The sequence below is a fragment of the uncultured Ellagibacter sp. genome, from assembly GCF_934643285.1.
GTDB lineage: Bacteria > Actinomycetota > Coriobacteriia > Coriobacteriales > Eggerthellaceae > Ellagibacter.
In genome coordinates this window covers 73,745-94,432 of record NZ_CAKUBT010000004.1, presented here as the reverse complement: position 1 = coordinate 94,432, position 20,688 = coordinate 73,745, and the positions used below count along the sequence as shown (strand labels likewise).

Here is a 20,688-nt window from a genome sequence, read left to right as displayed (position 1 = left end):
ACAGCCAATAACGGCTGTGGACATAAGGTTTTAATGATACAAGGAAGGGAAGGAATGCGAATGGAAAAACTGACAAGGCGTTCTTTCGTGAAGGGCGCGGCCGCTGCAAGCGCCGTCGTTGCTGCCGGTGCGGCGATGGCCGGCTGCGGCTCGAATGACACGAGCGCGAAGACCGACGACTCCAAGAAGGGCGATTCCTCAAGCGACAAGATCCCCATGACCATCGGCTACTGGGGCGGCAACTGCTGCGAGCTCGCCGTTTACGTCGCAATCGAGAACAACTGCTTCCAGGACAACGGCATCGAGCCGAACGTCGTCACCATCACGGCCGACACTTCCGAGCTTCTGGCCAACGACGAAATCGACTTCTTCTTGTGGACGCCAGGATTCTTCCTGTCTTGGCTGCAGGGCGCGAACGCGAAGCTGATCGACACGATGCACACCGGCTGCTGGTCGGGCATCACGCTCGAGGGCAACGGCATCGATAGCGCCGCCGACCTGAAGGGCAAGAAGGTTGGCTGCACGGGCATGAGCGGCCCGTCCTACGTCGAGTCGAACGCGCTGTACTCGCGCGCCACGGGCGGCAAGGGCTCTGAGGACATCAACTGGACGGTCTACGACGGCTCGCTTCTGCTCCAGGCGCTGAAGGACCACGAGGTCGACGCTATCATCGGCATCGACTCGACGCTCTACCCCCAGGTGAAAGACACCGAGGGTGCGAAGTTCTTCTTCATTTCCGCCCAGGAGCTTTCCGATTACTACTGCTGCTTCGTTTGCTGCAACAGCCATACGCTGGAGAAGCACCCCGAGGCGGGCGACCGTCTTGCCAAGGCGTTCGCCGATGCTGACGACATTCTGCGCAAGGACGTCGATGCAGCGGTCGAGATGGCCATCGAAAAGGGTTACACGGTCGGCAAGTACCCCAACATCGAGAAGGGCCTCGCGAAGAACTACCTTTACGGCCATGGCAACGAGGAGGACTTCAAGGCTTCGATCTACGAGCGTTGGGACGAGCTTCGCGTCGCCGGCTTCCTGACCGATTGCCCCACCGACGAGGCGAAGGCGAAGGAATATCTGCAGGAGCTTACCGAAGGCATTGCCGAGTGGCATGGCGACGTCGGAAAGGCGACAGCGGCCAAGAAGCTGAGCGAGCAGGTGAAGACGCGCGGCGACGCGTTCGGCACCAACCCTGAGGACGTGAAGAACGCCTAGGGCTTCGCATAGCGAACGCGAGGAGGGTATCGGCATGAAGCCGGTACCCTCCTTTTGTTTGGGGAAGCGGGTTGCTTGTGCGTGGGGCGTTTTGCACACGGGGTGCAAAACGTGCGTGGGTGCGCTTTCGGCGGCGCGTAAGGTTAGAATCCTTATCGTTTCACCTTGAACGTCTTGCCCTGGAGCGTCATCGTCGTTTTTGCGCGAGCTGCCAAGCTGGGGATATGCGTGGCGTAGAGAAGTGCGTTGCCTTTTTCGGCATATTCGAACAGCGCGTTTTCCACCTCTTCGGCAGATTCGACATCGAGGTCGTTGGTGGGTTCGTCGGCGATGAGGACCTTAGGGCTCAAAAGCATCGCCCGCGCCACGGCGACGCGGCGCTTCTGCCCGACGCTCAGCTGGTGCGGGTAGTGGTACATTCGGTCTGCAAGTCCGAATCGCTCAAGCAGGTCGCATGCGCGTTCCTGCACGTCGAAGGGAAGTTTCTCCTTTGCGAAGCTCGCCGGCGCCGTGACGTTCTCGATAGCTCGCAGCGATCCCACAAGCTGCGTGCTCTGGAAGACGAACCCAATCAGGTTTTGCCGAAGCTTCGATGCTTCCTTGTCGGGAAGGCCGAGCGCGTCGGTGCCGTCTTCGGTGCAAATGGACCCCGAGTCGGGTTTGAGCAAAAGCCCCGCCATGGCGAGCATGGTCGATTTGCCCGATCCCGAAGGGGAGGTGAGGGCGATGGTGTCGCCGGGGTTTACGGTGATGGAGGTGTCCTCGATGATGGGGGTGCCGTCGAAGGACTTGGAAACCTGCGTGATTTCGAGAAGCGCCATTAGTCGATGTCTCCTTGCTGCATCGCTGCGGATGGGTCGAGTCTTTCGATTTGACGCAGCGGAACGATGATGGAAAGCAGGCTCACAAGCTCGATCGCCACGACGATGATTGCGACGATGGCGATGCTCAAGCCCATGTCAAGCGGCATATAGGGGAACGCGAGGCCCTCCTGCATGACGCTGATGAGCACGCTTTGCGCGGCGAAGCCGAGGACGACGCCGCACACGAGGCCCGCGCCTACGAGCACCTCGATTTCAAGGAAGATGAGCTTGCGCAGGTCGCTTTTGCTTGCGCCGACGGCGCGATAGAGCGCGAGTTCCTTCTTCCTGTCCCAAACGCTCGAGTAGAAGCGCGCGAACAGCTGGAGCAGGGTGATCACGACCATGATCGCCGCCGAGACGAGCAAGAGGAAGAACGCGGACTGCAGCTGCGCCGTTGACTTGTCGACGACCTCGGAGCGCACGAGCGGGGTTGCCTCGCCAGAAAGGCTGATGCGCGCCTTCACGGCGGTGAGCGTGGCGGGGTCGTCGTCGGCGATGTCGATCATCACGCAGGAGATGAGCGTTGAGGGGTCGCCGTTCTTTTCCCAGTAGTGCTCGTATCCCTCGAGGCCGCGGCTGATGTTTCGGACGACGTCGATGTTGGCGACGATGGACGAGTCGAAGCCCGTTCCCGTTTCCGCCATCGTAGCGACGACGTGATATTTCGTGCCGCGGATAGTGAGCGAGTCGTTTGTCACGCCGCCGACGGCGGAGCCGACGATGACGCTTTGCTCGTCGAGCAAGGAGATGGCGTCTTTGCTCGTGAGTGCGCTCACGACGAAGTCGGTGCTCGGGTCGATGCCGATCAGGCGCGTCTCGCCGGTCGTCGAGCAGCATCCGGAGTTGAGCGTCTGTCCGTAGAACTGCGGAGACACTTTGATATCGCCTTCGACGGATCCGATTTTGTCGACGATGCCCTCGTCCATGTAGACGGGAGCGGGCGCGCCCGTGTAGAGCAGCTCCGTCTCGTCGATGTACTGCATCGCGTCGGTCGGTACGGCCATGACGTCGGCGCCGCCGCGTGCTTTCGAAGTCTCGATGCCCTGTTGCACGCCGCCGTACACGAGGCCGAACGTCGTCATCAGCATGACGGACAGCGCGATCGACACGATGATCGACGCCGTCTGAATCTTGTGCATCTTCAGGCTATGGGCTATCAAGTGGTTCATGCGTTCTCCATTGTTCGATTAGAGCTTCATTTTGGGGATGTTGACGGCGTTCGGATCGGCTTTGATGAGCTGAACGATCGCGCAGATCGCCGCCGCAACCGAGGCGATGCGAACACCGAGGGCCGTCTGATGGCAGTGCATGGCCGTGTTCCCGCAAAGCCCGATTCCCGCGTCGAGCGTGGCGAAGATGGCGAGCGCGGCGACGACGATGACCCCGATTGCGGCGAAGCGGCGCCCCTCGGCGGTCTTGCCGAAAAGCGCAAGGACGGAGCTCGCGATGCCAGCGACGCCGAAAATGGAAACGGCGATGAAGGTCCAATGGCATTTCATGAAGCAGGTGCCGCCGCTCGTGGTTTCAAGCGTGTGGTCGCAGCCGCCCATGATTGTCGCGATGGCGACAACGGCGATGGCAGCAATCACCTCGATAGCCCCGACGACGCCCCAGGTTGTCTTGTTCATTCGAGTAGTCCTTCTTTCGCACGCTGATTAATCCAATTAATAGACTATATCCTATAATAGAGTAAAACTGACTGTTTTTAACGGAGATTTGGTTTAATGCCCCTCGTTGTCTTGCGTGCCGACGATTTATCGATGCAACATAACTTCTTTGCGTCCCATCGGGTACAATGAAGCCATTATGGCAAGTTCATTCAACTTAAACGCATACGGTGCGATGTTTCGCGTGAAGGCCGCCTATTCTTTCGAGGTAGGCGGTCTTCTCGTGCGTATGTACGCGTTCATGCGCACCATCGGCACTGTCTCCATGCTCACGCTTTCGGGATACTCCTACTTCATGGCAGGCTTGGTGGCGTCGGTGGTGGCGTTCTCCCTGTTTTTGATATCGCCGCGCGTCTCGAAGAAAATCGACGAGCGCGGTCAGGGCGCAATCGTCTTGCCCGCCACGTGCATCGCATTGCTTGGGTGTGCGATCTTGCTGGTCACCGTGCTGCTCAAACTGCCGATTGCGCTGTGCTTCGTGGGCGCGGTGCTCATGGGCTTTCTTCCCACGCCTCAGGCACTCACGCGTGCCCGCTGGGTCTACCTGGTGAAATCGGGTCGCCTGGGCGATAATGCACCCGAGCTCAAGACCGTCTTCTCCTACGAGGGCGTGATGGACGATATCGTCTTCATGGTGAGTCCCGCACTTTCCATTGCACTCGCTTCGGGAATCCACCCTATCGCCGGCATGGGATGCGGCTTTATCTGCTGCGTGGTGGGAACGCTGCTGCTTGTGTCATCGAAGGACACCGAGCCGGTGCCAGGTTGGGAAAAGAAGCTGGCGAACCGGGAAGGTGCCGCGCCTTCCGAGCGTGCCGAAAGTGTCGTCTTCGCCGAGCCCGGTGCGGCGGCCGAAGGTTCGGGAAGCGGAAACGCTCCTGCAGCTGGCTCGGACGTTGTGCGCGATGTCTCCGCGGATGCAGTCGACGAAGCTCGCGCGAACAAGAAGAAGCGCTCCCGCAGCTTGTTCCTCACGAATCCCGTGGTGCGCACGTTGTTCTTCCTGTCGCTTCTGATGGGCTGCTTCTTCGGCATCTTCGACACCGCCACGGTGTCCTTCGCGCAGATCGAGCTTAACGACCCGGTGTTCGCAAGCCTCATCCTCGCCATCGAGTCGCTTGTGTCGACCATCGTCGGGTTCGTGTTTGGCATGATTCTTTTCACCGCACGTCAAAGCAAGAAGATGCTGGCGTTCTCCATCGTAATCGGCCTCGGTTACGGGTCGATGATTTTCGTGAGCTCGTCGGTAAGCCTGCTTGTGGTCATCTTCGTAGCGGCGGGCACGTACGCTCCGTTCGTCATCACGCTGAACGAGACGGCCGAGCGCGCTGTGCCCGAGGCGAACATCACCGAGGCGCTCACGTGGGTGACCTCAGGCAGCATCTGCGGCCTTGCATTCGGGCCGACGCTCGCCGGCGTCATCATCGACACGTGGGGATCGTTCGCGTGCTTCGGCACGGGCGCCTTCGTTGCGCTTGCCATTCCGGTGCTGGCCATTCTTACCTATCCCATGATGAAGAAGCAGGTAGGGTAGGGGAAGCTGGCGCTAACGTTCTCGAAGGGCGGCGCATCGGGGCCGCCGCTGGGTCCATAGCTACCCTTCTTCCCGAAAAACGGGATGCCGAGGGACAAAAAGTGGCGATATGTGAGTCCTTGTGTTCGGGGGCGACTACTCGCTCGCGCTTCTGTCGGTGTTTCCCCAGGTCGAAATTTTCAAACTGAAGTTGGGCTTTCGGCACTCCTCGCATATCGGACCTTTTTTGTCCACGACGGGGCGATTTCAAGAAAGAAGGCCTCTGTGGCAACGGCGTCATTTTCATGTATAATGCATGCAAAGAGCATGCATTCATGAAAGGGGGCTGTTATGCCGGCTTTGCAGGTTCGCGATTTCCCCGAGGATCTCTACGAAAAGTTGAAAGAAGTTGCCGCGCGTGAGCATAGGAGCGTCGCGCAACAGACAATCGTCGCCGTCGAGGCAATGGTGTCGGGCGAGCGTGCGCACACGGAGGAAGCACCCCGCAACTCGCTCTATCTCGATTTCGATACGGAGGCAAAGCGCGCTGCCCGCATCAAGAAGCGCCAGGAGCTGTTCGAAAGCGCGAAGGCGCATCCTCTGGTTTTGCCCCCCGATGCACCGAGCCCTGTCGATGTCGTCCGCGAAGCGAGGGAAGAGCGAAGTAGGCATATCGGAGAAGTGCTCGACGAAATCATGGAGCGGGGGGCCTCCTATGGTGGTAATTGATGCAAACGCGGCTCTCGAAATGGCGTTCGAGGGTGAGCGCGGTGATGCTCTAAGGGCTCTTCTATTGCAAGGCGAAGAAGCTATTGCTCCGTCTGTCTTTCATTCCGAGGTGTCGAACGCATGCTTCAAATATGCGGCTTTTGGGTCGATGGGTGAGGGAAAAGCCCAGGTCTTGCTTGATCGGGCGGAGGCCCTCGTCGATTGCTTTCATGACGACGCGTCGCTCGCGAAGGAGGCGCTCTCCGAATCGATTCGCTGCCGGCATCCCGTATACGACATGTTCTATCTGGTTCTCGCTCGTCGGACGGGTGCGACGCTTTTCACTCTCGACAAAAAGATGTGGGCGCTTGCGTGCGACATGCATGTGAACTGCATCGAGGAAGCGGACCTCAGAGCGCTGTCGGTTCTGGTCTGATAAGTCATGCTTTCTCGCGGCATGTGTTCTCCTTGCGTAAGGCTATCCTTAAAAAAGAATGATTGCAGTGTACCAGAACTGCGCCTCGTCTTCCCCTGTCTTTGGCGCTCCCGTTGCAACAAAGTGTTCTTTGCCTTGTAAACTGTCCGAAACAATTCGCCGTTAGTTTGATAAGCGTTGGTTAAGGGGGCGTCGCGCGGAACTTCGTGTTATCGTGTCGAGCAAGCGGCCATCAGCCAAAAGCTGCGATGGCACCCCTAAAGTAAACTGCGGTTGTGACCGCCTAATCGGCGTTTGAGACGACCAGTGAAGGAGCGCGGTATATGTCACACGTTTCAGAAATCTACGGATCGATGGTGTTCAACGAGCACACCATGCAGGAGCGTCTGCCTTCCGCAACGTACAAGCAGCTCATGAGGACCATCAAGGACGGCGAGCCGCTCAACCTCGAGGTTGCGAACGTCGTTGCCCATGCGATGAAGGAATGGGCGATCGAAAAGGGAGCCACGCACTACACGCACTGGTTCCAGCCGCTTACCGGCATCACGTCCGAGAAGCATGACGCCTTCCTCGACCCGACGCCCGACGGCCGCGCGATCCAGAGCTTTTCCGGCAAGGAGCTCATTCAGGGCGAACCCGATGCGTCGAGCTTCCCCTCGGGCGGCCTGCGTGCCACCTTCGAGGCCCGCGGCTACACCGCGTGGGATCCGACGAGCTACGCGTTCGTGAAGGACGAGGTGTTGTGCATTCCCACCGCGTTCTGCAGCTATACCGGCGAGGCTCTCGACAAGAAGACGCCGCTTCTGCGTTCCATGGTCGCCATCGATGAGCAGGCGAACCGCGTGCTCAAGCTCTTCGGTGAGGGCCATCAGAAGGTTGTTACCACGGTCGGCGCCGAGCAGGAGTACTTCCTCATCTCCGAGAAGGACTACGCCAAGCGCCTCGACCTTGTGTTGACCGGCCGCACGTTGTTCGGCTATCCGCCGTGCAAGGGCCAGGAACTTGAAGAGCACTACTTCGGCGCCATTCGCCCGACGGTGAACGAGTTCATGAAAGAGCTCGACGACGAGTTGTGGAAGCTCGGCGTTTCCGCGAAGACCAAGCACAACGAGGTCGCGCCTGCGCAGCACGAGCTCGCGCCGATTTTCTCGAACTCGAATCGCGCTATCGACGAGAACCTGCTCACGATGGAGAAGATGAAGCTTCTCGCCAGCCACCACGGCCTTGTCTGCCTGCAGCATGAGAAGCCCTTCGAGGGCATCAACGGCTCGGGCAAGCACAACAACTGGGCGATTTCCGCAGGCAAGAAGAACTTGCTCGATCCGGGCGAGAACCCGATGGAGAACCTGCGCTTCCTCGTGTTTCTGACGGGCGTCATCCAGGCGGTCGACGACTACCAGGAGCTCTTGCGCATGTCCGTGGCGTCGGCCGGCAACGACCATCGTCTGGGCGCCAACGAGGCTCCTCCGGCGATCGTGTCCATCTTCCTGGGCGACGAGCTGGGCGCCATCGTGGATGCGCTCATCTCCGACAAGGAGTACACGTCCGCCGAGCGCGTGGCGATGGATTTGGGCGTGTCCGTGCTCCCGAACTTCCTGAAGGACAACACCGATCGCAACCGCACGAGCCCGTTCGCCTTCACCGGCAACAAGTTCGAGTTCCGCATGCCGGGCTCCGCGGTGAACCTCTCCGACGCGAACACCATCCTGAACACGGCCATGGCGAAGAGCCTGAAGGAGTTCGCTGACGCCATGGAGGGCAAGTCAGGCGATGAATTCGAGGCGGCGGCCATTGCCTACATCAAGGATGACCTGCGCAAGCATCAGCGCATCATCTTCAACGGCAACGGTTACTCCGACGAATGGCCGGTGGAAGCCGAGCGCCGCGGCCTGGCGAACCATCCCACGACGGCCGATGCGCTGCCGTGCTTCATCGACCAGAAGAGCATCGATTTGTTCGGCGAGTTCAACGTGCTCTCCGAGGTTGAGGTTCGCTCTCGCTACGAGGTGAAGCTCGAGAAGTACAACAAGCTCCTCAACATCGAGGCGCGCACGATGAAGCGCATGGTCCGTCGCTTCTTCCTGCCCGCGATCAACAGCTTCGCCGCCGACGTGGCGAAGGATATCGCCCAGGTCAAGGCTGCGCTGCCCTCTGCTGACCAGTCGTTCCAGGAAAGGAAGCTCCAAACGGTGGTCGACGGCACGAAGCGCGTGGAAGAGGCGCTCGACGCTCTCAACACCGCGCATCTCGCCAACGTCGAGATCGCCGACCAGCAGGAGCGCGCGAACGACAACGCGCACCATGTCATCCCGCTCATGGACGAGCTCCGCGCCGCAATCGACGCGATGGAGATCGTCGTCGACGACAACCACTGGCCGGTGCCGACCTACAACGAGATTCTGTTCTACTGCTAAAACGCAAGGTCATAGCCGCACGAAAGAGCCCCGAGATATCTCGGGGCTCTTTTTTGCGGTAGTTCATATTTCACTTTAGTATTTTCTTGCGTTCAAACGCAATTGGCATGCGTTCAAATTATAAAGTCGGACCGGACAAAGGCAATTGCGAAAAGTTGAGTCTATCGCACTTAGATTACTTGACATGACGTATCGCGTCGTTACAATGCCTTTTAGCACTCAAAGACGGGGACTGCCAAAGCAAAGTGCCAAAGTGGTCTTTCGAGAACAGGAAGCGATACGCCATGAAGAAATTTAAAACAGAGAGCAAGAAACTGCTCGACCTCATGATCAACTCGATCTACACCAATCGCGAGATCTTCCTCCGCGAGCTTATCTCGAACGCGTCCGACGCCGTCGACAAGCTCTATTTCAAGAGCCTGACGGATTCCGACGTGCAGCTTTCCAAGGACGAGCTGGCCATTCACGTCGGCTTCGACGAGGATGCCCGCACCATCACCATTTCTGACAACGGCATCGGCATGACGAAGGACGAGCTCGACAAGAACCTTGGTACTATCGCGCACTCCGATTCCCAGGCGTTCAAGACCGACAACGCCGAGCAGCAGGGCGACGACATCGACATCATCGGCCAGTTCGGCGTCGGCTTCTACTCCAGCTTCATGGTTGCCTCCAAGGTACGCGTCGTTTCCCGCGCGTTCGGCAGCGACGAGGCGTGGGCGTGGGAATCCGACGGCGTTGAGGGCTACACTATCGCCGAGGCCGAGCGCGCCGAGCACGGCACCGATGTCATCCTTACGCTCAAGGAGAACACCGACGAGGACAACTACGACACCTATCTTTCCGAGTACGGCCTGAAGGACCTGATCAAGCGTTATAGCAACTACGTGCGCTACCCCATCCAGATGGAGGTTTCCAAGACGCGCGAGAAGCCGAAGCCCGAAGACGCCGGCGACGACTACAAGCCCGAGTACGAGACCTACACCGAGACCGGCACGATCAACTCGATGATCCCCATCTGGAAGCGCAAGAAGTCCGACGTGACCGACGAGGAGTACAACGAGTTCTACAAGACGAACTTCCACGACTTCGCCGACCCTGCGCGCACCGTCTCGCTGCATGCCGAGGGCGCGCTGACCTACGACGCGCTGCTGTTCGTGCCGAGCCGTGCCCCGTATGACCTGTACAGCAAGGACTTCAAAAAGGGTCTCGCGCTTTATAGCTCCAACGTGCTCATCATGGACAAGTGCGAAGACCTCCTGCCCGACTACTTCAATTTCGTCCGCGGCATCGTCGACTCGCAGGACCTCACGCTCAACATCTCGCGCGAGACGCTGCAGCACAACAGCCAGCTGAAGGCCATCGCCCGCCGTGTCGAGAAGAAAATCAAGTCCGACCTTGAGAATTTCCTCGACAAGGATCGCGAAGGCTACGAGAAGTTCTTCGAGAACTTCGGCCGCGGCATGAAGTACGGCCTCTACACCTCCTACGGTACGGCGAAAGATGTGCTGGGCGACCTGCTTCTCTTCTACTCGGCCAAGCAGAAGAAGATGATCACGTTCAAGGAATACGTGAAGGCTGCCGCCGATGGCCAGGAGACCATTTACTACGCCACGGGCGATTCCGTTGAGCGCATGGCGCAGCTGCCGATCGTGACGACGGTGCTCGCGAAGGGCTACGACGTGCTGCTGTGCCCCGAGGATGTCGACGAATTCTGCATGATGGCCATGTCCGATTACGCTGTGCCCGACGCGGCCGACCCCGACTCGCTCACCGCATGGCCGCTTAAGAACGTGGGCGGCGAGAACCTCGGCCTTGAATCCGATGAGGAGAAAAAGGAAGCCGAGGAGACGGCCGAGTCCAACAAGGACCTGTTCGAGGCCATGAAGAGCGCTCTCGACGGCAAGGTGGAGAAGGTTGCGGTGTCCACGCGCCAAACCGACGCCCCTGCCTTCATCACCACCGAAGGCGGCGTGTCGCTTAAGATGGAGAAGATTCTCGCGGGCGCGCCGAAGAGCGCCGAGGAAGAGGGCGCGGTGAAATCGCATCGCGTGCTCGAAGTGAACGCGAAGCACCCGGTGTTCGAGGTCATGCAGAAGGCGCAGGAATCGGGCGACGACGAAAAAGTGAAGCTGTACTCGGGCATTCTGTACGACCAGGCGCTTCTCGTCGAGGGCATCCCGCTGGACGATCCGGTTGCCTACACTGAGGCGGTCACGAAGCTGATGAAGTAGGCCTCAGGGCGCAGGGCGTGAACGGGGGACCAGCTGCCATCGGCTGCCGAAGGGGGAATCGGAAACCGGTTCAAGAAAAACCCTTGCGCTTGCGTGATTGATTCGCTATTATTTGTTTTCGCGTCTGAAGCTTGTGCTTCACTCGTTTGCCAACGTGGCTCAGCTGGTAGAGCAACGCACTCGTAATGCGTAGGTCAGCGGTTCGAATCCGCTCGTTGGCTCCAGAAACTTACAGGCCGTCGGCATTGAGCCGGCGGCCTGTTTTGTTGCGGAACGCGAAATAGGCGGGTCAGTGGTCCTTCCCGGTGGTTTTTGCCTCCCGCTGTCGGACGGGCTTTCTCGTTCGTGTTTTCTTGCGGGGAGAAGAAGGTCGACTCTGCTATTCTCTGTCGGACAGGACGCTTTAGAAGGCGACAGCGCTCAGGGCGGAAAGGCGGGAACATGAATATCGAGCATCTGCGTGAATTCGAATACCTCGCCGAGAACCTGAGCTTCCGCGATACTGCGCGCCATTTCTTCGTGAGCCCGTCGGTTATCAGCCGCCATATTTCAGCCATGGAAGACGAGCTCGGCACCAAGCTCTTCGTCCGCTCGAAACAGTCGGTCGCCATCACCGAGGCCGGAACCGTTTTCCTCGACCGATCGAAGGCTATCCTCTCCGAATACAACGCCGCCCTTGCCGAGATGTCGCGCCTCGACGAAGGCGGAAAACCCGTGGTGCGTTTGGGCTATCTGCACAATGCGGCGCGCCCGTTCATCCTGCGGTTCGCGTCGTACTTGAAAGAGCATTATCCGGAAATCGAGATCGAGTTCAAGGGCATGCCGTACAAGATGCTCTACACTGCGCTCGATGACAACAGGGCCGATCTCAACATCATGCTCAACGTGTACTCGCCCCACCAGCAGCGCTATGAGCTCGCAACCATGTACCGCGACCAGTTCTGTGCGGTTGTCCGTGCGAACAGCCGGCTTGCGCGCGACTGCGCCGACGGCATCGAGCTTTCGCGTCTCGTGGGCCTTGACCTGCTCCTTCCAAGCGAGAAGGATTTCCCGGGTCTGCAGGAGCGGATGCGGAAGGTGCTCGAAACCGAGCCTTCCCTTCTAATGGAGCGCGCTCGCAGCTTCCGCGACGTCGACTCGATGTACATCCAGGTGGAAACGTCCAACAGCGTCGGCATTTCCACAAGCGCGAACTGGGCATACGGGTCGAGCAAGGTGGTGTATCTCCCCATCAAGGGCGTCGACGCCGGCATCGACGTGAACGCCTACATCGGCCGCTCGCTTTCGGGCCGCACACTCACTGCGTGCAAAGAGGCGCTTGCGAGCTGTCAGGCCTATCTTGAAGATTTCTCCGTGCTCGAGAATGCCCGCGTGCAATGGCGGGCACGAGTGAGCGCGCTCTACTAAGCTGGCTGTTGCACAATCGCAAACGGGGTTGTTCCGCATATTGCAACAACGCTTGCAGAATGCGAATCACCAGGTCGGCGGGAAGACGCCTACAATCATCCCAGTGAGAAACATCCGACGGTGTTATCCCCTCCTTACAAAGCTGTCGGTTGCACTCCCTTATCCCCTTTGGCTCGCCGCCCTCCCCAATCCTGTCGGCGAGCTCCTTTAAGGAGCCGTTATCCCCAAAAGCGGCTCCTTTTTCTTTGGTTTCTCCGCGCACTTGGGCGCTGTCGCGCAAAGCCGTTGTACCCTTTTATCGGTACCATTCGATTGCGGGCATATAGCCCGAGAGGTTCGCCGCGTTTGCGAGGAGTGTCCATGTCCATTAGATTTGCCGCAGCTCAAGCCGTAAGCTCCATTTCGACATGGGGCTTGAAGCACGTGTTCCACCGGCCGGCGGCAAACTTCCCGGGGAAGATTGCGCTCTACGTGGATCCGCGTTTGCTCGCGAACCTGCGGGGGAAGCTTGCCCGCGGGTCGATCATGGTGGTGGGCACCAACGGGAAGACCACGGTGACCAACTTGCTCGCCGACGTCCTCGAGGGCTCGGGCGCCCGCGTGGTGTGTAACCGGACGGGCGCGAATCTCGATTCCGGCGTATCGACGGCGCTCCTCCACGCGAAAGAGGCGGACTGGGGTGTGTTCGAATCCGATGAGCTGTGGCTGAAGAAGATGACGCCGCAGCTCAAGCCGACCTACGTGCTGCTTTTGAACCTGTTCCGCGACCAGCTCGACCGTTGCGGCGAAATCGATCGCATCCAGGACAGCATTGTCGAAGCGCTTGCCGCCTCACCTGAGACTATCCTCGTTTTCAACGCCGACGATCCCCTGTGCACCACCATCGCCAAGCGCGCCTCCGAGCAGCCCGGGCGCGAGCGGACGCGCCAGATTGCGTTCGGGGTGGGCGCGAGCATGGGCCTTGCGCAGAACACGGTCTCCGACGCCACGATGTGCCAGCTGTGCTCGTCGATGTTCGACTATGACTTCCGCCAATACGGTCAGCTGGGAGCTTGGCATTGCCCGACGTGTGGCTTCTCCCGCCCCGCGCTCGATTTCGCGGCGGAAAACGTGGAACTTGGCGAGCGCGAGCTTTCCTTCGACATCGCCCGCCCGCAGCCGAATGCGGGCGAAGCTGCGCCTGCAAGGCCGATCCATGCGGCGTTCAGCGGTGCCTACATGGTCTACAACCTGCTCGCGGTAGGCGTCGCGGCTGACCTCGTGGGCTGCGGAAACGACGCGATCCAGGCCGCCATCGAGTCCTTCGACCCGAAGAACGGCCGTCTGCAGCACTACTCCGTCGAAGGGCGGAGCGTCCTGCTCAACCTCGCGAAGAACCCCACGGGCTTCAACCAGAACCTCAGGATCATCGAGAAGGACGCTTCTCCTAAGGTGGTCGCCTTCTTCATCAACGACAAAGAGGCCGACGGCCACGACATCTCGTGGCTGTGGGACATCGACTTCGAGGAGCTTTCGCGCCAGGAGGGTTGCGTCGTGTTCGCCGGGGGCATCCGCGGCAACGACATGCAGGTGCGCCTGAAGTACGCGGGCATTCCCTCCAAGGTGGTGAAGAACACGCAGGAATTCCTCGATGAACTGGCGAAACTTCCCTGTAAAATGAATGCTTACGCCATCGCAAACTACACGGCGCTGCCGAGTGTGAAGTCCGCTCTCGATGCTGTGGAAAGCGAAGCTGGCGACCTTGCGAACTGCGAGGCTGGCGACTCTGTGCGGGCCGACGGCGGGTCGTCTTCGAACGCGGATGCTCCTTCGTCTAGCATTGCGGCAGCTCCTGAGCCTGCGCGGGGGGCTCCGCGCGCAGTTCCGCAGCGAAGCGAGGACTGTTTGAGCACGGAGTCCCCCGCGCGGGATCAGGAGCGAACGGGGTCTAATGAGCGACTGGGCGCGGCAGAACCCGCCGAGATGGGAGAGTCCCCCGCGCGGGGTCAGAAGGGGACTACCCCCATCGTGATCGCCCACATGTTCCCCGACCTGCTGAACCTCTACGGCGACGGTGGCAACGTGCGCATCTTGAGCGAGCGCCTTGCATGGCGCGGGATTCCCGTCCAGGTGAAGCGCGTCGAATATGGCGAATCCGTCGATCTTGGCGACGTCGACCTGGTGTTTCTCGGCGGCGGACCCGACCGTGAGCAGAAGCTTGCGTCGGCGGAGCTCATGCGCATGAAAGACGAGCTCGCCGCGTACGTGGAAGAGGACGGGCCGGTGCTTGCCATCTGCGGCGGGTATCAGATTCTCGGCAAGACTTGGCTGCTCGGCGATGAGGAAGTTCCCGGGCTCGACATCGTCGGCATCGAGACGCGCCGCCCCGGCACGTCCGCCGACCGCCTTATCGACAACATCGTGCTCTCCTCGCCGCTCGCGACGCATCCGGTGGTGGGATACGAGAACCACGCGGGCAGAACGTACCTCGCGGAAGGGGTGAAGCCTTTCGGTGCGGTGGTTTCCTCGGTTGGGCACGGCAACAACGACGCGGACAAGGCTGACGGCGCGCTTTATCGCAAGGTTCTCGGCACCTATCTCCACGGTCCGCTGCTTTCGAAGAACCCGGAAATCGCCGACTGGCTTTTGGCCGCTGCATGCGAGCGCCATGCCGGGCGAACGGGTGAGAGCGTGCCCGCGCTTGCCCAGCTCGACGACGCAGAGGAGCTGGCGGCAAACGCGTTCGTGGCGGAGAGGGTCGGGGCGAAGTAGGCTTTCGTTCCGCTCGTTCGACCTGCAAAACAGGGAAGGGAAGCTCCAAGTTGTAGGTTTTCAGTGGGCGTCCTGCGGCTATTTGCCAGAATTGGGGCATCCTCGCTTGTCAATAATTAAGGCAGTCGGCAAAATCTATTTGACATGAGAAGAAATAAGAAAAAATCCCCCAACGCCGCCGGGCAGCACGGTCAGCACACGATGGACGCCCAAGCGTCCGCGAACTTCGACCAAAAGTCCCCGACGCCCCACGCCTCCCATGCGGCGGCGTCCTTTGGTGACGGCGAAAACCTCGCCCCTGCGCAGAATCCCTACTCGCGTCGCGTGACGCAGGCGGAATACACCAAGAAGCGCAAGAGCAAGAAGCGCAAGAAGATCGTGCTTGCGGTGTGCATCGCCCTTCTGGTGGTGGTGCTCGGAGGAGTCGGTGCCGCATTCGCCTATATCAACACCATCAACGCCAACCTCAACGAGGGCGTCGACGACGACCTTCGCGATGCGCTCGTCGACACGAAGTACGCTGGCGACCCGTTCTACATGCTGCTCATGGGCACCGACGGCTCGGAGGAGCGCTCGGAGTCGGCCGAGTACGCGGGCGATCAGTTCCGCTCCGACAGCATGATCCTCGCGCGCATCGACCCGCAGAACAAGCAGGTCACCATGGTGTCGCTCCACCGCGATACGCTCATCGACATGGGCACGAACGGCAAGCAGAAGCTTAACGCGGCGCACTCGATCGGCGGCGCGGCCTACACGATTGAGGTCGTTTCGAAGTTCGCAGGCGTTCCCATCTCGCATTATGCGGAAATCGACTTCGACGGCTTCAGGGAAGCGGTCGACGCGCTCGGCGGTGTGGAAGTCGACGTCCCGATGGAGATCAACGACGAGGACGCGGGCGGTCATCTCGACGCCGGCTTGCAGACCCTCAACGGCGACCAGGCGCTCATCCTGTGCCGCGCGCGCCATGCGTACGACGCCTACGGCGACGGCGACCGTTATCGCGCCGCCAACCAGCGCCTCGTGCTTTCCGCTGTCGCGAAGAAGATTCTCTCCTCCGACCCGATCACCATGGCGAACACGATCCAGGCGCTCTCCAAGTACATCACGACCGACTTCAACGTGACCGACATCATCTCGCTCGCGTCGAGCATGCAAGGGCTCAACACCGACACCGGCATCTACTCGGCAATGGAGCCCACCACCTCGAAGCTCGTTAACGGCACCTGGTACGAATACGTGAACGAAAAAGAGTGGCAAACCATGATGCAGCGCGTCGACCAGGGGCTTCCTCCGACTACCGAGGACGTGATCGACGAGAAGAACGGCACGGTGCTCGCCAGCACGGGCGACAAGGCGGGTGCAACCTCTAACACGTCTTCCACCACGACCGCAACCAGGTCGGGCAAGGTGACCGTGAAGAACGGCGCGAACATCGATGGGGCCGCCGCCACTGCCGCCACGAAGATCGAAAAGCTTGGCTATACCACCGAGACCGGCAACGCGAGCTCCTCGTTCTCGACGACGGTCGTTGTGTACACCAACGACAGTCAAAAGGAAGCGGCTGAGGAAATCGTGAAGCAAATCGGCAATGGCGTCGCGACCAAGAACGATGGGCGCTACACGTTCTCGACCGACTTCCTCGTGGTCATCGGCTCGGATTGGAAATAGCGCCTGCGCGCTTGCGGGCGCAGGGAGAATGGATGGAACACGCGCGGCCGGCGCATTGCGGGCCGCGCGTTTTTTATGGGAAGGGGCGTAGATGAAGTTCACGGTCATCGCGGTGGGGAAGCTCAAGGAGCGCTTTTGGACGGAAGCGTGCGCGGAGTACCTCAAGCGCTTGCAGCCGTATGCGAAGACGGAGGTGCGCGAAATCGCCGACGTGGACCCGCGACGTGCGGGAGGTATCGAGGGCGCGCGCGATAAAGAGGGCGCGGCGATTTGCGCGGAGCTCGACAAGCTGGGTCCGGACGTTCATGTGGCGCTTCTGGCGATCGATGGCAAGGAACGCTCGAGCGTGGGCATCTCCCAGCGAATCGATTCGCTGGCGCTTGCGGGGAAGAGCAGCTTCGCGTTTGTCATCGGCGGGTCGGACGGCGTGAGCGCGGAAGTGCGCGCTCGGGCTGATGAGCTGCTGTCGTTCGGTCCGATCACCCTGCCTCACAACCTGGCGCGCGTCGTGCTCTTGGAGCAGCTCTACCGCGCGCAGAAGATCTCGCACGGCGAGCCCTACCACAAGTAGACGGCCGGCCGCGGGAAGGTGGCTAGTCGCAAGTAGACGGCTGGCCGCGGGAAGGCAGCCAGCCGTCTATCGAATTCGGGTCCTGCGCTCTGCGTGAGCCGTCCGCCTATGCGAGCAGTCCCTTGCCCGCACCGGAAACGACCGCCGATCGTGCGACCAGGTATGTCGACACCAGATAGATTGCGTACACCGCAATCACCAGCGCAATACCAACGGCAAGCGTGCCTGCAACTGCCGTAGCGCCCCAAATCGACAGCAGGTTCTTGTACAGAAGGCTGATTGCGCATGCCGAGTGGCACCCTGCCACCAGAAGCGGCGCCCCGAAGTAAATGCCGATCTGCGTGCGTAGACTTCGCAGAACCATGCTCCTGTCGCATCCCAGCTGAGCGAGCAGGCGGTAGCGCGGGATGCTGTCCGCCACTTCGGAGAGCTGCTGGACGGAAAGAACTGCCGCCGTGGTCATGAGGAAAACGAACCCGATGTAGAGCGCTAAGTAAACCAAGAGAAGCTTAAGCCCCATGCTGTCGGCGATGATGCCCTCGCTCGTGTCGTAGTAGGACACCGGCCACGGGCGGGAGTCGTACGTCCAGCCGGCCTCGGCGAGTTCCTCGCGTGGGGGAACCGACTTGCCGTACTCGGTTAAGAGGTCCTCCATGGCCTGCTGTTTTGAATCGCTGGCCAGGTTGACGTTGAGCTCGCTCAGATACGGCAGGTCGCCCGCGGCGAACCTCTCGGCCGCCAACTCATCGGGAACCACCAGCACAGCGATGAGGCAACTCATGCTACTAACTTGGAGCGACTGCGAAATAACCTGACCAGATGCTGTCAGATTATGCCCGTCGACGGTGATGGTTCGCCCTTTCTGGCCAAGGGCCTTGGCGTACTCGGCCGATTTGTCGACCGTGTTGTCGACCAGATATTCGCCTGCGGCAAGTTCGATCGGCTTTTCGCCTGCAAGCTGTCGAGCAGCGTTGAACTGCGATAACGGCACGTACTGCACGCCTTCGTCAGCCATGCTGGAGTTCTCGTCGGAGCCGATCTGCTCAAGCGTGAAGCCGCAAGCATCGGTAAGCTGCTTGTTCGTTAAGTCGCTTGCGAGCCACGTGTCCACCTGGGCCGAGCCGGTCACGCGTTCGTCCCAATCGGGGATGAGCGACTTCATATACGCGGCGGTGGAGCCGTCGCTCGTTTGCCACAGGTTGTGAACCTCGTCGTGCTCGGTCTCGGCTATCTTGATGGCGGTCGCCTTCTCCTCGTCACCGCCATACTTCTCGGCCGGCACCGCTTCCATATCGGAGGTGTCGAGCGACATGAGGCTCGCGCGGATAGATGCGTCGAACTGGGTGTTCTCTTCCAGTTGATCGGAGAACATCGACGCCAAGCTGAAGCCCGTCGAGAACACGACGATGCTGAAGAACAGAAGGACGCTCACGGCCCACAGCGACACGAACGCGGTGTTCACCTTCGTCGCGATCTGGCGCATGGTGAACATGGCGAGACCCTTGAAGTAAACGCCCCGCAAACGCTGGATCAGCAGGATGAAGAACCCCGACGCCGACCAGAACAGGCCCAACGTGCCAACGAGCATCAACACGGTTGCGATGCGGAAGTGCTCGCCGAAGTAGACCAGGCCGTCAATGTTGAGCTCGGAATACGCCTTCGCCAAAATCAGGCATGACAGCACGAACACGATCAGGCAGATGAGGGGGTTGCGCACGGGCATGCGCTCGCTGCGGGAGCGTGCCGAGAGCAGTGTGGCAAGTTTGCAGCGCGAAATCTGTATGGCGTTGAACAGGGCGACCACGACGAAGATAAGCGCGAAACAGCCCAGGGTCAGCTGCGCGGATCGGGCGCTGAACAGCAGATGGTAGTCGCTGATCGCCACGCCGATAAGGCCCGCCGTGGCGAAGGCAATCGCTTGCGAGATCAGAAAGCCAAGCCCCAAGCCCACCACCAGCGCAAGCACGCCGACGATCAGCGTTTCCGTCAGGACTACCGAGGAAACCTGTCGCGGGCTCATGCCGAGCAAAAGGTAGGTGCCGAACTCCTTCTTGCGGGCTCGAACCACGAACCGGTTGGCGTAGAGGACCAAAAAGCCCAAAACGACGGCGACGACTACGCTGAAATAGGTCATGATCTGGGCCAAGATATCGAAAATGCTCGCACCAGATGCCAAGAAAACACCCTCGGCACCTTCTTGAGCCTCGAAAAGCACGCGCGAATCCCCGATAGCGTTGAAGGCGTAGAACACCGCCACGCCCAAGGCCAGGGTAACGAAGTACACAGCGTAGTCGCGCACGCTGCGGCGCACGTTGCGCAAGGCGAGTTTCATCAACATGATGACCGCCGCCTAGTTGCCGAGCGCGGTGACGTGCGAGGCCACGAAACCGACCGCAGAGGATGTGCCCTGCTTGCCGGAGAGAAACGCCTGAACCTCGAGGATGCGCTGGTAGAAGTCGGTTCTGCTGCTATCGCCGCGGCGCAGCTCGTTGAACAGCTTGCCGTCCTTGATGAACAGGATACGGTCGGCATACGATGCCGCGACCGCGTCGTGCGTGACCATCATGATAGTGGCGTGCAGCTTCGTGTTCAGCACCTCGAGCGTCTCGAGGAGAACGGCGGCGTTGCGTGAGTCGAGCGCTCCCGTGGGCTCGTCGGCAAGAACTAACTTCGGATCGGCGACGATGGCGCGCGCCGCAGCTACGCGCTGGCGTTGGCCGCCCGACATCTGGCGCGGGTACTTCTGCAGAACATCCGTCACGCTCAGCAGAGTGGCGGTGCGCTCGACCTTCGTGCGGACGGCGTCGGCCTTCTCTCCCTTGATGGTGAGGGCCAAAGCGATGTTCTCGAAGCCGGTCAGGGTGTCGAGCAGGTTGGCGTCCTGGAAGATGAAGCCCAGGTCGTCGCGGCGGAACTTGGAGAGCTGGCGGCTGCGCAGCTGCGTGATGTCGAGCCCGTTCAAGACGATGTTTCCGCTGGTCACGGTATCGATAGTGGAGATGCAATTCAAAAGCGTGCTCTTGCCCGAGCCGGACGGGCCCATCACGCCGACGAACTCGCCTTCGCAGATGTCGAACGACACGTCGTCAAGCGCGCGCGTGACGGCCTCGCGCGAGCCGTACACCTTCAAAACGTTGCGCACGGAGAGCAAAACCTTGCGGCTATCGGGCTGATTCGCATTCGCAATGCCTGCTGGAGGGGTTGCGGTAACCACAGACATGGGGATTCCTTTCTCTTCGATTCG

Annotated in this window: 15 protein-coding genes and 1 tRNA gene; 11 read left to right on the top strand and 5 right to left on the bottom strand. The window is 60.2% G+C overall.

All coding sequences use genetic code 11. From position 1 onward, the window contains the following. Positions 1-60: 60 nt before the first annotated feature. On the top strand, positions 61-1,212 hold the full coding sequence (locus Q0I65_RS03870; RefSeq protein WP_296060073.1) for an ABC transporter substrate-binding protein: 1,152 nt from the start codon (positions 61-63) through the stop codon (positions 1,210-1,212). Positions 1,213-1,364: 152 nt separating this feature from the next. Here Q0I65_RS03870 and Q0I65_RS03865 read toward each other — a convergent pair whose 3' ends face one another. Genes Q0I65_RS03865 through Q0I65_RS03855 form a run of 3 tightly spaced genes read right to left on the bottom strand, consistent with a single transcriptional unit; the run spans position 1,365 to position 3,703 of the window. Continuing rightward, positions 1,365-2,033, bottom strand: coding sequence for an ATP-binding cassette domain-containing protein (locus Q0I65_RS03865; protein WP_296060071.1), 669 nt, complete (start codon positions 2,031-2,033; stop codon positions 1,365-1,367). Continuing rightward, a complete protein-coding gene (locus tag Q0I65_RS03860; protein WP_296060069.1) occupies positions 2,033-3,244 on the bottom strand; it encodes an ABC transporter permease in 1,212 nt (403 codons plus the stop codon). The genes Q0I65_RS03865 and Q0I65_RS03860 overlap by 1 nt, the downstream gene beginning before the upstream one ends. A gap of 18 nt (positions 3,245-3,262) precedes the next feature. Beyond that, a complete protein-coding gene (locus tag Q0I65_RS03855; RefSeq protein ID WP_296060066.1) occupies positions 3,263-3,703 on the bottom strand; it encodes a DUF4418 family protein in 441 nt (146 codons plus the stop codon). A gap of 178 nt (positions 3,704-3,881) precedes the next feature. Here Q0I65_RS03855 and Q0I65_RS03850 point away from each other — a divergent pair, with 178 nt between their 5' ends. The 10 genes from Q0I65_RS03850 (at position 3,882) to Q0I65_RS03805 (ending at position 17,444) form a co-directional block, all read left to right on the top strand. Next, positions 3,882-5,276, top strand: a complete 1,395-nt coding sequence (locus Q0I65_RS03850) for an MFS transporter (protein ID WP_296060064.1) — start codon at positions 3,882-3,884, stop codon at positions 5,274-5,276. 330 nt (positions 5,277-5,606) lie between these two features. After that, complete coding sequence (locus Q0I65_RS03845; RefSeq protein WP_296060062.1) at positions 5,607-5,984, top strand: argininosuccinate lyase; 378 nt, start codon at positions 5,607-5,609, stop codon at positions 5,982-5,984. Further along, complete coding sequence (locus tag Q0I65_RS03840) at positions 5,872-6,399, top strand: type II toxin-antitoxin system VapC family toxin (protein WP_366513219.1); 528 nt, start codon at positions 5,872-5,874, stop codon at positions 6,397-6,399. The genes Q0I65_RS03845 and Q0I65_RS03840 overlap by 113 nt, the downstream gene beginning before the upstream one ends. 323 nt (positions 6,400-6,722) lie before the next feature. Beyond that, on the top strand, positions 6,723-8,813 hold the full coding sequence (locus tag Q0I65_RS03835) for a glutamine synthetase III (RefSeq protein WP_296060059.1): 2,091 nt from the start codon (positions 6,723-6,725) through the stop codon (positions 8,811-8,813). A gap of 284 nt (positions 8,814-9,097) precedes the next feature. Next, positions 9,098-11,047: a molecular chaperone HtpG gene (htpG, locus tag Q0I65_RS03830; protein WP_296060056.1), complete on the top strand. Its 1,950-nt coding sequence runs from the start codon at positions 9,098-9,100 to the stop codon at positions 11,045-11,047. Positions 11,048-11,195: 148 nt separating this feature from the next. After that, positions 11,196-11,271, top strand: a tRNA-Thr gene (locus Q0I65_RS03825). A gap of 217 nt (positions 11,272-11,488) precedes the next feature. Beyond that, complete coding sequence (locus Q0I65_RS03820; RefSeq protein WP_296060054.1) at positions 11,489-12,454, top strand: LysR family transcriptional regulator; 966 nt, start codon at positions 11,489-11,491, stop codon at positions 12,452-12,454. Between the two features lie 360 nt (positions 12,455-12,814). Further along, positions 12,815-15,205 (top strand): MurT ligase domain-containing protein, encoded by a 2,391-nt coding sequence (locus Q0I65_RS03815; RefSeq protein ID WP_296060052.1) that lies wholly within the window; start codon positions 12,815-12,817, stop codon positions 15,203-15,205. Between the two features lie 144 nt (positions 15,206-15,349). After that, entirely contained in the window at positions 15,350-16,873 is a 1,524-nt protein-coding gene (locus Q0I65_RS03810) for an LCP family protein (RefSeq protein WP_296060050.1), read from the top strand. Between the two features lie 91 nt (positions 16,874-16,964). After that, the gene (locus Q0I65_RS03805; RefSeq protein WP_296060047.1) at positions 16,965-17,444 is read left to right on the top strand and encodes a 23S rRNA (pseudouridine(1915)-N(3))-methyltransferase RlmH; all 480 of its coding nucleotides are present in this window, start codon (positions 16,965-16,967) and stop codon (positions 17,442-17,444) included. Positions 17,445-17,550: 106 nt separating this feature from the next. Here Q0I65_RS03805 and Q0I65_RS03800 read toward each other — a convergent pair whose 3' ends face one another. Together Q0I65_RS03800 and Q0I65_RS03795 are read right to left on the bottom strand one after the other, a co-directional pair. After that, positions 17,551-19,782 carry an ABC transporter permease gene (locus tag Q0I65_RS03800; RefSeq protein ID WP_296060045.1) on the bottom strand — a complete coding sequence of 744 codons (2,232 nt, stop codon included), beginning with the start codon at positions 19,780-19,782 and terminating at the stop codon, positions 17,551-17,553. 12 nt (positions 19,783-19,794) lie between these two features. Beyond that, on the bottom strand, positions 19,795-20,664 hold the full coding sequence (locus Q0I65_RS03795) for an ABC transporter ATP-binding protein (protein ID WP_296060040.1): 870 nt from the start codon (positions 20,662-20,664) through the stop codon (positions 19,795-19,797). Between the last annotated feature and the right edge of the window lie 24 nt (positions 20,665-20,688).

What these genes read in the sequence shown, in the direction of transcription:
- Q0I65_RS03870 (WP_296060073.1), top strand. Translation starts at nt 61, where the DNA reads ATGGAAAAACTGACAAGGCGTTCTTTCGTGAAGGGCGCGGCCGCTGCA.
- Q0I65_RS03865 (WP_296060071.1), bottom strand. Translation starts at nt 2,033, where the DNA reads ATGGCGCTTCTCGAAATCACGCAGGTTTCCAAGTCCTTCGACGGCACC.
- Q0I65_RS03860 (WP_296060069.1), bottom strand. Translation starts at nt 3,244, where the DNA reads ATGAACCACTTGATAGCCCATAGCCTGAAGATGCACAAGATTCAGACG.
- Q0I65_RS03855 (WP_296060066.1), bottom strand. Translation starts at nt 3,703, where the DNA reads ATGAACAAGACAACCTGGGGCGTCGTCGGGGCTATCGAGGTGATTGCT.
- Q0I65_RS03850 (WP_296060064.1), top strand. Translation starts at nt 3,882, where the DNA reads ATGGCAAGTTCATTCAACTTAAACGCATACGGTGCGATGTTTCGCGTG.
- Q0I65_RS03845 (WP_296060062.1), top strand. Translation starts at nt 5,607, where the DNA reads ATGCCGGCTTTGCAGGTTCGCGATTTCCCCGAGGATCTCTACGAAAAG.
- Q0I65_RS03840 (WP_366513219.1), top strand. Translation starts at nt 5,872, where the DNA reads ATGCACCGAGCCCTGTCGATGTCGTCCGCGAAGCGAGGGAAGAGCGAA.
- Q0I65_RS03835 (WP_296060059.1), top strand. Translation starts at nt 6,723, where the DNA reads ATGTCACACGTTTCAGAAATCTACGGATCGATGGTGTTCAACGAGCAC.
- htpG (WP_296060056.1), top strand. Translation starts at nt 9,098, where the DNA reads ATGAAGAAATTTAAAACAGAGAGCAAGAAACTGCTCGACCTCATGATC.
- Q0I65_RS03820 (WP_296060054.1), top strand. Translation starts at nt 11,489, where the DNA reads ATGAATATCGAGCATCTGCGTGAATTCGAATACCTCGCCGAGAACCTG.
- Q0I65_RS03815 (WP_296060052.1), top strand. Translation starts at nt 12,815, where the DNA reads ATGTCCATTAGATTTGCCGCAGCTCAAGCCGTAAGCTCCATTTCGACA.
- Q0I65_RS03810 (WP_296060050.1), top strand. Translation starts at nt 15,350, where the DNA reads ATGAGAAGAAATAAGAAAAAATCCCCCAACGCCGCCGGGCAGCACGGT.
- Q0I65_RS03805 (WP_296060047.1), top strand. Translation starts at nt 16,965, where the DNA reads ATGAAGTTCACGGTCATCGCGGTGGGGAAGCTCAAGGAGCGCTTTTGG.
- Q0I65_RS03800 (WP_296060045.1), bottom strand. Translation starts at nt 19,782, where the DNA reads ATGTTGATGAAACTCGCCTTGCGCAACGTGCGCCGCAGCGTGCGCGAC.
- Q0I65_RS03795 (WP_296060040.1), bottom strand. Translation starts at nt 20,664, where the DNA reads ATGTCTGTGGTTACCGCAACCCCTCCAGCAGGCATTGCGAATGCGAAT.